Source organism: uncultured Fibrobacter sp., from assembly GCF_947166265.1.
In the GTDB taxonomy this organism is placed as follows: domain Bacteria; phylum Fibrobacterota; class Fibrobacteria; order Fibrobacterales; family Fibrobacteraceae; genus Fibrobacter.
In genome coordinates this window covers 1-12,822 of the sequence record NZ_CAMVDO010000050.1, presented here as the reverse complement: position 1 = coordinate 12,822, position 12,822 = coordinate 1, and the positions used below count along the sequence as shown (strand labels likewise).

Here is a 12,822-nt window from a genome sequence, read left to right as displayed (position 1 = left end):
ACGAAGATTGCCGGAATGTTGAGGCGCATGGCGGCCATGAGCATACCCGGAGTCACCTTGTCGCAGTTAGAGATGCAAACGAGGGCGTCGGCGCGGTGGGCGTTAGCCATGTATTCAGTGGAATCGGCAATGAGGTCGCGGCTGGGCAAGCTGTAGAGCATGCCGTCGTGGCCCATGGCGATACCGTCGTCCACGGCGATGGTGTTCATTTCCTTCGCGACACCGCCGGCGGCTTCAATCGCGCGTGCGACCACCTGGCCCAAGTCCTTCAGATGAACGTGTCCCGGAACAAACTGGGTGTAGCTGTTCACCACGCAAATGACGGGCTTACCAAAGTCTTCCACCTTGGTTCCTGTTGCGTGCCACAGGGCGCGTGCACCGGCCATTTCGCGGCCTTCCATAGTCTTGAGCGAACGAAGTTTCGGCATAATAATCCTCTTTTTGTGTCTTTAAAATCTGCAGCGCCACTTGAAAAATCTGACGCCATTTTTCGTAAGAAATGTAGAAAAAATGAAATGCCCCTGCAAAATTCCGAGCCCTGAATCTAAAACAAAGGCTGTAAAATGGGCCTGTTTGGAGAATGTGGGCGTATAAAAGAGGCTGACTTTGGGCATTTATATGCCTCTGTGAAGCATCATTTAATAGAAGGGGCGTATAAGAACGCTCTCTGATGCGTTTTTATATGCCTTTTTTCGTTGCTCTGTAGGCCTATTTAGATTTAAAATCACTTTTTATCCCCAAAAAACGTCTTTGGATGCCTTATTTTGACTTAAAGGGGCGTATAAAAAGTGTGTTGTTTTGCATTTTATATGCCCCGAAGTAATAAATGCCCTTGTAAACGAGTAAAATAGCAAAAAAGATAATGGTTTCCGACACTGCTTCTGTATGAAATTTTGTAAGTTGTGAAAAACTTATTATTTAATTATTACAAACCCTTTCGTAGCAAAAATCCTTTTACTATAATATGCCCCCGAGTGGAGAAGAAGAGGGGATTATTTCTATGAAAATAAAAGCATTCTTTATACCCTCGGACTATATCAAGTCCTTCGTTTTATCCTTGCTAATCCTCTGTTTTGCAGGGGTTGAGCAGGTTTCTGCCGCCTGGAACGGCGAATCTTTGGAACAGCCGGAAACGGTTAAAATAGAGGGCAAAACCTTCTATCTCATAAAAAATGAGGCTCAGTTGGCCTGGTTTGCTGGCGAGACCAATAAAAAATCGGGCCAAAGGTTGAATATCAACGCCAAGCTGGATGCCGACCTGGATATGGGTGGCAAGCTCTGGACTCCGATTGCCGCCGGTAAGGGTGACCGCAAGTTCACGGGAATTATCGATGGCGACAACCACATTATCTCGAATATGTACATCAGTGGAGCCGAATTGGCTCAGATCAATTCTGTGTATGCTCAGAATGTCGGCTTTGTTGCTGTGCTGGGCAATAAAGGAACGGTGAAAAACATCGTTTTTGAAAATGTCGAGATTAACGCCTCTACAAGCGCTGGGTCCATTCTCTCGAGCACTAGCCAGCAGATTTCTGTGGGCGCAGTGGTTGGCTGGTTGGCCGACGGTAATCCGGGCGGAACGGTTTCGGGTTGCTATGTTTCTGGAAAAATTGAAACGAGCGGCAAGGGCCAGGGTGTCGGCGGAATCGTTGGAAACGCGAAAAACGGAACCATCGAAAACTGCATGAGTGCCGTGTCTATCGAGGCTACCGGCAATGACGCCTTTGTCGGTGGCATTGTGGGAATTACCAAGTCTACTTTGACGGTAAAATCCTGTGCGTACGATGGTGAAAATCTATCCAATGCCGGTAATGGCGCTACGGGTGCGATTGTCGGTAACCACTTGAGTGGAACGCTTACCACTTCCAATAACTACTACGAAGAATATGTCGAAAAGGGCGTTGGCAAGGGTTCCGAACTTGCCAATACCAATGAAAAAACGGAAGACGTGAACACCGCAGAAATCGCCTGCAAGCTGAATAACGGAACGATGCTTGACGGTGTTTGCGATAAGGATTCTCCGTGGTCTGTTGGTGAAAAGACGCTTGCCTTGAATGGGTACGGTGCCGCTATGAATATGTCTGTGACTTCGATTAACGTGATGCACTTTGGCGCCGTGACAATCACGGAATATCCCGACAGGACCGTTGCCGAAATCGATGGCGAATATACTGGCGAAGATACCGTTGAAATTTCGCAAGATATCCATGTAGATGAAATTCAGCTGAACAGGACGTTTACGGTTGGCCGTATGACGACTCTCATGTTGCCGTTCTCGATCGATACTTCTAAGGTCAAGGGTTGCGATATTTATAGGTTCAAGCGAATTGTCGAAAAAGAAAATTCGTGGAGCGTCAGGCTTTCGTACATAACGACAGATTACCTGGGCGCCAATACTCCTTACTTGGTAATGCCGAACGAATCTACGATCACTTTTGAAGGCGATGCGATTTTCAATACGGAAACGGCTCCCGTAGAAGTGTTGACTAGCGGTGCCTGGGAATTCAAGGGGGTCTACGCCTATACAACCTTTAATGACCATCCGGATCTAGGAAATGTCTATAGTTTTGCTGCCCAAGAACGCAACGGCGCACGTGTCGGACAGTTCGTGGAAATGGATGCCGAGGCGACAATGACGGCGTTGAATGCCTACCTGGTAAAGCACCAGAGCCAGGGATTTGCAAAGACGTTTGGCGGCTCTTTGAATAAGAATCCGGCAGAAATTGATGTCGAAATCGTCGATGAAAATGACAATGTCATCGAAACCGGAAAGATGAACCCCGTGACGGGCGAAATCCGCATGGATCGCTGGTTCGATATGAAGGGCCGCAAGTTGAATGCGAAGCCCACAACTCGCGGAATGTATTACCATAACGGAAAACGAGTCTTTGTTGAGTAAGGAAAATATTCATGGATACAAAAGAAATCGAAATGGAATCCAAAAGAGTCTATGTGGCGCCTGAAATGAGCGAGGTGGAATACCTGTTTCAGGGGGCGCTTTTGGAAGGCTCGGATTGCAATGAACAGGGAGCAGCTTGTTTAGAACCTCATCCCTAAAGCTTTTCCAGAAAATATAAAGAATAATCGATATAGGGACCTTTTGTGGTCCCTTTTCTAATGGGTGTTCTTTCTTTATCTTATATTTGCTCTATGCATTTTTATCCGAGTCGAACGGACTTGCTTTTATTTGAGCTTTTGCGGGTTGCCCTCGATAATGAGGGGCGTTTGACGAAGCTGTCTGTTGTGCCTAACGATGAGGATTGGAATCGCGTTTATGCGTTGGCAAAAAGCCAGTGCGTGCGTGGAGTGGTGTATTCCGCAATCAAGAAACTCCCTGAAGAATATCACCCGCCCAAGTCGTTGAATTTGCGGTGGGGCGCCGATGCCGAAATGATCGCCAGTGCAAATCGCATGATTAATCAGGAATCGGCTCGTTTGACGAATGTTTTTGAAACCGCAGGCTTTAAAACGGCGATTCTCAAGGGAGCCGCAAACGCAAGGCTTTATCCGAATCCGTTTTCAAGGCATGTCGGCGATATTGATATCTGGGTAGAGGGCGGGCGCGACCGGATTTATTCGCTTTTGGTGGATTTGAATTTTCTTTCTGAAAAGCCTGTCGAAAATACCGCCCCGCATCATGTTCATTTGCCTAAGAACAAGGATGGAATTACGGTCGAGGTTCATTTTAAGCCTGCGCAGGGAATTCCGTTTAGAAACCGCCATTTGCAAGCCTTCCTGAATCAAGAAATCCGGAACGCACAAAGGGTTCCCGAAGGATTTTACGCCCCGTCGATTCAGTTTGCCCTGGTGATGCAGCTTTCACATTTGCAACAGCATGCATTGGCTGGCGGACTTGGACTGCGGCAGTATACGGATTACCTGATGCTGCTCACACATTCGACCGAAATCGAGCGAGAAAAGGTCTTTTCCTTGATGAAATCGCTACACCTGAAAAACGTTTGCGGTGCCGTGATGTGGGTGCTCCAGGAAGTGTTTGGACTAGAACGAAAATGGATGCTCTGCGCTCCGGACCGCTCTCGTGGAGAACGCCTTTTGAAAATGGCGCTTGAGGGCGGTAATTTTGGAAAGCATAAGACAGTCTCTAAACCCCGTAATGTCTTTGTCCGCTGGTTTAAGGACCGTATGCGGACTTTGTCTTGGATTCCGTTCGATCCGCTTCAAGTTTTTTTTATGGAACTCCGGTACTGGCGTTCCACGATTTCACTGATTCCCTTGCGCATTAAGCGTCGAAGGATTGCCTTATGATAAACGAGATTGAGTTCAGGTTTTACAAGGTGGCGGGGCATTTGTTTTCGGTGACGGCGAGTCCCGATATTGCCGAAACTCTATTTGCGGAGTCCATGGACAATTATGAGCCTTTTGCCGAAAAGGCTTCCGCTGAAAAAGCGCTGGATGAAAGTGTGCTCTTTTCGTTGAAGGTTGATTGTTGTGACTTTACTCCCGAATATACCGAGGAACTTTGCCAAGACGATGAGGGGCAGCAGATTATTTGCGGCCTTACGGCGGAAAAGTGTTCCGTGTTTGATTTTCGCCTGATGCATGAACCGGTGGGCTCTCTTTTGTGTGCCCTTGACTATAAGACGGCGACACTTTACATTCCGAAAAATTTCAAAAAGAGTTCGCTGAAATATGCGGTGAACAATGCCCTGATGGTTATGTATGCCATTGCTACGGCGCCTTACGGCACGATGCTTTTTCATGCGGCGGTGACGACTTACCAAGGGCACGGTTATCTTTTCTTGGGAAAGAGCGGTACGGGCAAGAGTACCCACGCAAGGCTCTGGCTTAAACATGTCGATGGAACATCCTTGCTGAACGACGATAACCCCGTGGTGCGCGTTTTTGAAGATGCTCCTGGTGCGTTCTGTGCGGTTGTCTATGGTTCACCGTGGAGCGGAAAGACTCCCTGCTACAAGAACGAGGAATATCCGCTCGGCGGAGCGGTTCTGCTTTCGCAGGCCCCATTCAACAAAATTACACGCTTGCGCGGGGTGCAGGCGTATGCGGCGATTGTTCCCTGCATTTCTGGCAAACGCTGGGAAAGGCGCATTGCCGATGGTCTGCATGCATCCGAAAATGCGATGGCTAAAAACATTCCCGCCTGGTATCTGGAATGCCTGCCGGATGAGGCCGCCGCGAAGCTCTGTTGTTCTACGGTGACTGGGGCCCTGCGTGGTTAGCGACGATCTGATTATGGCCGAGGCGATTCGCCTGGTCGACGAAGGCGTCGAAGTGACGTTTCCCGTGAACGGGCGCAGTATGCTTCCGTTTATTGTAGGGGGGCGCGATAGCGTGGTGCTGGTAAAGCAGTCTGCACTGAAACGGGGCGATGTCATACTTGCACGGGTCGAAAATGGGCATTTTGTGATTCACCGTATTGTCGATATCGCGGGTGAAGACGTGACGCTGATGGGAGACGGAAACCTGTGCTTGCGCGAACATTGTAAGGTAAACGACGTCCGCGCTAAGGTGACTCATGTGGTTTGCGGTAAAAAAAGGATATCGCTTGAATCCCGCAGGCAACGGGTGAAAGCAAAAATTTGGTTTTGGCTATTGCCGGTGAGGCGGTGGCTGTTGGCAATTTATAGAAGGCTGGTATAATATGCGAATTAAAAAAGGTTTTGTGCTGCGCGAAGTGTGTGGCGAACAGGTAATTATGGGCGAAGGCGTAAATGCCCTTGATTTTGGACGACTGCTCTGCCTGAATGAAACGGCGGCATGGCTCTGGAATCAGGCGAGTGCATCCGAGGAGTTTACGGTGGAAGGCCTGGCCGATGCCTTGTGCGGTGTTTACGACGTGACCCCCGAACAGGCTCGGCTCGATGTGGAAAAAATCGTGAATGAATGGAAAAAGGTGAATGTAGTCGAATGAGCGGTCTTGCCTGGCTGTGGCGCTATTCGCAGGGGTTTCGCCTGACGCTTTCTATCCGGATTGTACTGGGTGGAATAGGCGTTGCCCTGGGTTTGTTGATGGTTTGGCTTTCGAAGCGCTTTATCGATGAAACCATTCGAACCGGAAGCGACGAAGACATCGTCCGTATGATAGTCTACTTGGTTCTCTCGATGCTCGGGGGAATCGTGATTCGGCAAATTTGCCACTACCTGACAACGTTAGAGACGGTGCGGGCGGCAAACCGGTTGCGGCTCATGATGTTTGGGCTGCTGTTTCGGCGAAAGCTCTTTGATATCGAAGTCCTGCATTCCGGCGACATTACCTCGCGCTTTTCAAAGGACATTGAAACCATTAGCGAAGTCGCGATTGATACGTTCCCGGAAATGGTGGTGACGACGCTGCAGCTGGTGGGCGCCTTTTTGCTGCTTAGAATGTTCGATTCTCGGCTGGCGTGGATTCTTTTGCTGCTTTCGCCCATTGCAATGAGCTTTGCGAAGCTGATTTCTTACCGGTTAAAGAAGATGACCCTCGAAATCCGCAAAAGCGAAAGCCGCATTCAGATGCAGGTGCAAGAAGGCGTGGAATACAACGCCGTGTTGCGTTCGCTGGGGAGTGAACCTTGGGTGACCTCGCAGCTGGACCGTGGACAGGGCGATCTTCGGCAGAATGTGGGGCACCGGGCGAAGTTTACCTTGCTTACGAGGCTCCTGTTTGGCTGTACGTTTGGGCTGGGTTACTTGATTGCCTTTATCTGGGGTGGCCTCGGACTTCGAAACGGACTCATTACGTTTGGCGTGATGACGTCTTTTTTGCAACTGGTGGGGCAAATCCAGCGTCCGGTTTTTTCGCTGTTGAATATGGGCCCGCGAGTGGTTCAGGCGATGGCCGGGGTGGAACGCTTGCAGGAACTGGAAAAGGAATGCGACGGAGACCTTGCTGCATCTCATGAAAATAATTCCTCGGTGCTCGAAGGAAAACTCGGTGTCCGCATCGAAAATGTCTCTTTTGGCTACGTCGGGGAACGAAACGAAATCATCAGCAAGTTTAATTACGATTTCAGGCCGGGAAGCAAGGTTGCGATTATGGGGGAAACCGGCAAGGGGAAAACGACCTTGCTGCGCCTGTTGCTGGGCTTTATCAAGCCCGACTGCGGACGAATGCTTCTCTATTCCGAGAGTACTAACGATGGCGCGATGGGGGGCGAGGTGTACGCCCTTTCCGAAGACTTGCGCGGAAACTTTGTGTACGTTCCGCAAGGAAACACGCTGATGAGCGGTTCCATCCGCTACAATCTGCTGCTAGCAAAGCCGGATGCAAGCGAAAGTGAATTGCAAAGGGTGCTTACGCTTGCTTGCGCCGAATTTGTATATGATTTGCCCCAGGGACTAGATACGGAACTGAGCGAACGCGGCGGCGGACTCAGCGAAGGCCAGGCGCAGCGGCTTGCCATTGCACGTGGACTCCTGCGCCCCGGAAACATTATGCTCTTTGACGAAATCAGTTCTGCTCTGGACGAAGAGACGGAACGTGAACTTTACCGGAGGCTTTTTACGGAGCTTCGCGACAAGACGATGATTATCGTGACGCACCGTACAGCCATGCTGGACTTGTGTGATGATGTGGTTCGGTTATGAAAATGCATCCTCTAAAACATTTCTTGACGATAACGAAACATCGAAACGAGGTAATCCGGCTCTGCTTTAAGGCGGGGATTGGCTTTCAGGGGCTTTTTCACGATCTTTCCAAGTATAGCCCGTCTGAATTTATTCCCGGTGCGAAATACTATTTGGGAAACCAGTCGCCCAATAACGGTGAACGCCTAGACAAGGGCTATAGCCTTGCGTGGATGCATCACAAGGGCAGAAACAAGCATCACTTTGAATTTTGGTACGACTACGAAATGGAAACCAAGAAGTTGGTGCCTATCGATATGCCCGACCGTTATATCAAGGAAATGTTCTGCGACCGTGTGGCGGCATCTAAGACTTATAACCGGGAAAAGTACACGCAGGAAGCTCCGCTCCTTTATCTGACGAAAAGCAGCGCCCGCGAAAAGATGACGGAAACGACCTATCGCAAGTTGCTTTACCTGCTCAAGATGCTCGCTGAAAAGGGCGAAAAAGAAACGCTTGCGTTTATGCGACGCACGAAAGTGCTGCCTACGGAGTAGTTCGTCTTTTACGTCATTGCGAAAAGCGTAGCGACGTGGCAATCCATTAAATCTTTGCAATGAAAATATTCAGGCTAAGGCCGCCGTGGCTTGTCTTGAGGCATTTGGCGGAGTCGTTTTCCTCTGGACGGAGTGCTGGGCATTCGCGTAGGAGGTTCGCGGTACAAGTGTATTTGGCGCCTTCGCGCGTGTCGTCCTTGGGGGCGATGATTGCGACCGTGAGGTCTTTGCCGAATGGCTTGAGGGCGCGGGCGAGCTCGGCGAGTCGGCGGCCGATGCGCGTGTAGAGCTTGGGGGCGTCAAAGTCGAGGCGCTTGCCGTAGGGCGGATTCAACACGAGAATGGGCGCGGTTTCGCCACAGACTTCTGCAATGTCTTCGGCGCTGTAGCTGAAAAAGTCGCGGAGTTTCGGAGTGACTGCTCTCGCGGCTGTGGCGTCGGCGACGTTTGCGAGGGGGCTACATTCGACGTTGTGCTGGATGATTTCAATCGCTCGCTCGGAAATGTCGCTCGTGACGATTTTTTTCAACTTCGAATTCCGAATTCCAAATTCTGAATTCGTGATGTAGTTCCACGTGGCTTCCTTGAAGGCGGGCTGGTGCTTTAGGGCGAAGTCGCGGCAGATTCCCGGAATAAGATTGTTTTCGGCGTAAGCGGCTTCGAGGCTGAAGGTCCCGCTGCCTGCCATAAGGTCGAGTAGACAGTATTCGCGCTTTGTGCCGTAAATCGCTTCGAAAATCATCCCGGCGGCGATGGTTTCCTTGAGGGGGGCGTCGTTCACGAACCGTTCGTGGCCGCGCTTGTAGAGCTCTTCGCCCGCGAGGTCTAGCCAAAGGGTGCAGCGGTCATCGAGGAGGGTGACGTATAAATTCTGCGGCGGGGTGTTAGGGGTGGAACCCCTAGGAGAGGGGGTAGCGGAAGGTTCGCTCCCTTCGGCAGGCTCAAGGCACTTCTTTTTTGTGCTGCTTGGCGAAACTGGAGCGAGGGGGAGGCGTCCCCCCTTGATTGCGCTATAGAGTCTTTCGGCAATGGCGTCGCTGTGGTAAAGCCTGGAATGTTTGCAACTAACGTGAATGTGGAGTAAATTACCAGAAGATATTCTCTCGTCTCTCGTCTCCTGTCTGTCTTCTAAGTACAGTTCCCAGGGAATTTCGCTCGCTTTCTTTTCGAGTTCGCGAAAATTTTCGGCCTTGAAGTCGGCAATGTGCATCAAGATGCGGTTTGCGATGCGGCTGAAGGCGACCGCTTTCCAGGCCTCTGTGATTTTGGCGGTGAATTCGACCTTGCCGTCACCGGTGACATGCGGCATTTCAATTCCCGCAGGAGTCTCGGATTGTTCGGAATTTTTGCTTGCGGCGTTCTCGTTGGGAGCAAGAATGCGTTCAAGTTCTTTTGCGAGCGTTTGTTCGAAACCGAGCGGAGTGACCGCTAAAAAACGGTGCGGTTTTCCGATCACCTGCCGCTTGAGTCTTTTTTCGAGTGAGGCGTCCATGAAAGTTGTGGAGCCTGTGCTAGCAAGCGAATGCCTGGGGGAGTGCCTTGATGACATCGGAAGGGAGCATGCTGAACGCACCCCACTTTTCGCGGGCGATTTTCCCTGCCTTTTGATGCAGAAGAACTCCCAGTACGGCGGCTTCTGCAGTGGCTAGTCCCTGAGCGAGGAGCGCCGTGATGATTCCGGTGAGAACGTCGCCAGAACCGCCCTTGGCAAGTCCCGAGTTGTGGCATTCGACAATGTAGATGCGTCCATCGGGAATCGCTATGTAGGTGGGGCATCCCTTAAGGACAATCGTAATCTTGAATTGCGTCGCGAATTGTTTCAGGTATTCCGGGTAGAACGATTCATTCGAGGGGAGCGGGCCGAAGTTGCGTTCCCATTCACGCTTGTGCGGCGTGATGATGGCGTTCGCGGGGCCGCCTTCCATGCAGAAGAATGCGGAGCCACAGGCGTTAATGGCATCGGCATCGACAACGACGGGGGCCGTGATTCCTGTAAGGAACATGCGGATGGCGTCCTGAGTTTCGGTGTCGGTTCCAAGTCCAGGGCCAATGGCGATAGCGTTCTGGTGCTGGGCTGCGTCTTGCAGCTGCATCAGGTGCATAATCGAAAGTCTGTCCGTCGTGGAATCGCCGATTCCGCAGAAAATTGGTTCGTCCAGTTTTGCTTGCAATACGGGGAGCAGTGCTTTGGGTGTTGCAGTGGTGACAAGTCCTGCACCGCTCCTTAAAACGGCCTGGGTGCAGAGCGAGGCCGCCCCGGTCATGTTTCCCGAACCCGCGATGACCATGGCTGTTCCTTGGGTTCGCTTGTCGCCAAATTCGGCACGGTCGGGGAGTAGGGCCGGAATCATTTTTTCGGTGGCAAGGAATACGCCTGAATTCACCTTGTCGATCAGGTTTTCCGGGTAGTCGAGCGGTTCGACCGTCACCTTGCCAAATACCTTGGCGCCTTCGCTTGTGAGGGCGTCTAGTCGCGGAAGTCCGAAAATGAGAGTTTCGTCTGCTTCGGTGCAGGGGATTCCTGCGCGGTGTTCTGTAGAATCGAACCCGGTCGGTGCGTCTGCCGAGAGAATGGGAATGTTCCATTCGTCCATGGCGATAACAGTGCGCGCAAATGCGGGGCGCAATTCACCGGATGCCCCGTTGCCGAGCATACAGTCTACAATCAGGGAATATTGGGGCGCTTCGGGAAGCTGGTCTGCGATATAGACCAATTCTCCGCCGTTGCTTGCAAAGTCCTGATAGGCTAGTGCTGCTTCGTCCTTGAACGACTCCGCCTTTGCAAGGGAGTACACGGTGCAGGGAATTCCGGCCTGGATAAGCAGGGTGGAAAGCGCAAGTCCGTCGCCTCCGTTGTTTCCACCGCCGATAATGACAGCGACCGGTTTTTCGTTGCCATTTTGGCCGAGTGTTTCTACAACCTTGTTGAACAGGGCTTTTCCGGCCAGTTTCATCAGGGCGTATCCGGCATCGATCGGAGTGGCGAATTCGTCGCTTTCTGCGGGAACGTTTTCGGGGGAAGCCCCCCAGAAATGCTGGAAACCGGGACTGGAAACGCGACTCCTCTTGGTGTCGTTGTCCAAGAACCGCATGGCTTCGGCGGTGACGACCGGAGCGCATTCCCTGTATGTCAGACTAGCAAGTGTTCTCATATTCTATACTCCAAACCGCTAATCGGCCACTGTCGATTTAAACTAGATGAACCAGTAGCTCATACCCACTTTGAATTTCATCATCTTTGCGCCCTTCATGCTGATGAACGAGAAGTTGTCGCCTTCCTGGACTTTTTCGCCGGCTTCGTATTCATCGAGGGACTTAACATCGGGGAAAAGTTCCGTAACACCTAGGTAGAAGCGCAAGTCTACAAACAGGCCTTCGACAACGTTGATGCCTGCACCTGCGGTAAGCCCGAAGCTGAACTTTGCACTTTCGATGTTCTCCATGTCTTCGGAGATGCCCCACTGATTTTCGGTGGCATCGATATCGGCTTCGTTACTGATGTTGAAATTGATTTGTGGACCGGCGCCTACGTAGAACATGTCGCCGACGACGCCACGAATGATGAGCGGAATTTCAATATCCGTGCTGATGTAGTGGCGGTCTTTGTCCAAATACGAGTGGCTGGTGCTGCTGTAGGCAAAGTTGACTTCCGGAGTGAAATGGAGGTTCGGAATCATCTGGATGCGGAACATAAGGCCTGCATCAAAGCCGATGCCCGTGGGAACTCCGTCGATGTCGCTATCGTTTTCCGGGTCTTCCTTGAAACCGTACATTCTGGCGTAGTTGAATGCGCCCCTTACACCGAAGCCGAAGGTGCTGTGTTCTGCGAGTCGCGGTTTCGAATTGTTGTCGGCCTGTTCTTCGGCCTTGTCGGTTTCAGCTTGTGCGTAGTAGTTGTTCTGAATGTTGACCTGATTTGCCTGCTGAATATTGGTTTGGTTTGCAACTTGATTGTTGCTTTGTTTGGCGGTCTGGACGCTTGCTGCGTCTTCTGCCTGTTCCTCAACGGCTTCGCTCTGGTCGCTGGCCTGATCTTCGGACTGTTCTGTGGCTTCGGACTCGACTTCCGTCTGTTCCGTAGCTTCGTAATCGAAGTCATCTTGTGCAAACGATACCGCTGCTGCCATCAGGGTACATGCAATGAGTGTCCAAATCTTTTTCATATTCTCTCCAAACTGAGTGTTTTATACGTAATAAGATAGCATAAAAAGACCGGTGAAATGTATTTGGAAAAATTTTTTGACTGAAAACGGGCTGGTTTTTCAAAAAAAGCCTATAACTAGGCATTCAAAGAAAGTATTGGACAAACGTCTGACGCGATTCTAACTTTTCGCTCGAACTTAAACGGGGCCTGGATGGCTCGGAGGATTACCTCTATGCTTACTCGATCTGAATTGTGTTAAAAGAACAGTGTTTAAACATTGATGTGCAGTTCTTGCCCTATGCCGATGGCAACTTGGCGCTCGAAGCTTTGGAACGCGGGCAGGTCGAAGCGGTTTCGCTTTGGGACCCGCTGGGAAGCCTTGCCGCTGTTGACGGCCGCGCCGACGTACTGATGGATTTGGCGACTGACCCTGTTTTTGCAGGCCGCTATTGCTGCTTCTATTATGTTTCGGGCATCCTTCTGGAAAAGGAACCGGAAAAGATCAAGGCTCTCCTTCGCGCTCTCGAACAGGCTCACACACATTCGATGCGAACAAGCGACGAACCGCTCCTTGCGCTTTACACGTGGAGCGGT

12 protein-coding genes and 1 pseudogene are annotated in these 12,822 nt (G+C 51.0%); 9 read left to right on the top strand and 4 right to left on the bottom strand.

Features of this window, described 5'->3' with window-relative positions:
- Positions 1-428: dihydroxy-acid dehydratase (locus tag Q0W37_RS14155; protein ID WP_297702203.1), on the bottom strand; the 428-nt coding region annotated here is incomplete at its 3' end.
- A 572-nt stretch (positions 429-1,000) separates the two neighbouring features.
- Between Q0W37_RS14155 and Q0W37_RS14150 the strand changes: the two genes are divergently transcribed.
- From Q0W37_RS14150 to Q0W37_RS14115, 8 genes are all read left to right on the top strand, one after another.
- Positions 1,001-2,899, top strand: a complete 1,899-nt coding sequence (locus tag Q0W37_RS14150; protein WP_297702202.1) for a hypothetical protein — start codon at positions 1,001-1,003, stop codon at positions 2,897-2,899.
- Positions 2,900-2,910: 11 nt separating this feature from the next.
- Positions 2,911-3,057 (top strand): hypothetical protein, encoded by a 147-nt coding sequence (locus Q0W37_RS14145; RefSeq protein ID WP_297702201.1) that lies wholly within the window; start codon positions 2,911-2,913, stop codon positions 3,055-3,057.
- A gap of 168 nt (positions 3,058-3,225) precedes the next feature.
- Positions 3,226-4,266 (top strand): nucleotidyltransferase family protein, encoded by a 1,041-nt coding sequence (locus Q0W37_RS14140; RefSeq protein WP_297702200.1) that lies wholly within the window; start codon positions 3,226-3,228, stop codon positions 4,264-4,266.
- Positions 4,263-5,201: a hypothetical protein gene (locus Q0W37_RS14135; RefSeq protein WP_297702199.1), complete on the top strand. Its 939-nt coding sequence runs from the start codon at positions 4,263-4,265 to the stop codon at positions 5,199-5,201. Before Q0W37_RS14140 ends, Q0W37_RS14135 begins: the two co-directional genes overlap by 4 nt.
- Positions 5,194-5,622, top strand: coding sequence for a S24/S26 family peptidase (locus Q0W37_RS14130; protein ID WP_297702198.1), 429 nt, complete (start codon positions 5,194-5,196; stop codon positions 5,620-5,622). Before Q0W37_RS14135 ends, Q0W37_RS14130 begins: the two co-directional genes overlap by 8 nt.
- A 1-nt stretch (position 5,623) precedes the next feature.
- Positions 5,624-5,893 carry a PqqD family protein gene (locus tag Q0W37_RS14125; protein WP_297702197.1) on the top strand — a complete coding sequence of 90 codons (270 nt, stop codon included), beginning with the start codon at positions 5,624-5,626 and terminating at the stop codon, positions 5,891-5,893.
- Positions 5,890-7,548 (top strand): ABC transporter ATP-binding protein, encoded by a 1,659-nt coding sequence (locus Q0W37_RS14120; RefSeq protein ID WP_297702196.1) that lies wholly within the window; start codon positions 5,890-5,892, stop codon positions 7,546-7,548. The genes Q0W37_RS14125 and Q0W37_RS14120 overlap by 4 nt, the downstream gene beginning before the upstream one ends.
- Positions 7,549-7,550: 2 nt before the next feature.
- Complete coding sequence (locus Q0W37_RS14115) at positions 7,551-8,084, top strand: DUF5662 family protein (RefSeq protein ID WP_367186288.1); 534 nt, start codon at positions 7,551-7,553, stop codon at positions 8,082-8,084.
- Between the two features lie 46 nt (positions 8,085-8,130).
- On the opposite strand, the gene Q0W37_RS14110 is transcribed toward Q0W37_RS14115, so the two are convergent.
- The 3 genes from Q0W37_RS14110 to Q0W37_RS14100 are packed head-to-tail and all read right to left on the bottom strand — an operon-like array spanning position 8,131 to position 12,247.
- Positions 8,131-9,576: an RNA methyltransferase gene (locus Q0W37_RS14110; protein ID WP_297702194.1), complete on the bottom strand. Its 1,446-nt coding sequence runs from the start codon at positions 9,574-9,576 to the stop codon at positions 8,131-8,133.
- A 19-nt stretch (positions 9,577-9,595) separates the two neighbouring features.
- Entirely contained in the window at positions 9,596-11,236 is a 1,641-nt protein-coding gene (locus Q0W37_RS14105) for an NAD(P)H-hydrate dehydratase (RefSeq protein WP_297702193.1), read from the bottom strand.
- A 42-nt stretch (positions 11,237-11,278) separates the two neighbouring features.
- Positions 11,279-12,247, bottom strand: coding sequence for a porin family protein (locus Q0W37_RS14100; protein ID WP_297702192.1), 969 nt, complete (start codon positions 12,245-12,247; stop codon positions 11,279-11,281).
- Positions 12,248-12,480: 233 nt separating this feature from the next.
- Between Q0W37_RS14100 and Q0W37_RS14095 the strand changes: the two are divergent.
- Positions 12,481-12,822 (top strand): annotated as a pseudogene (locus Q0W37_RS14095) (hypothetical protein); the annotation flags it as partial.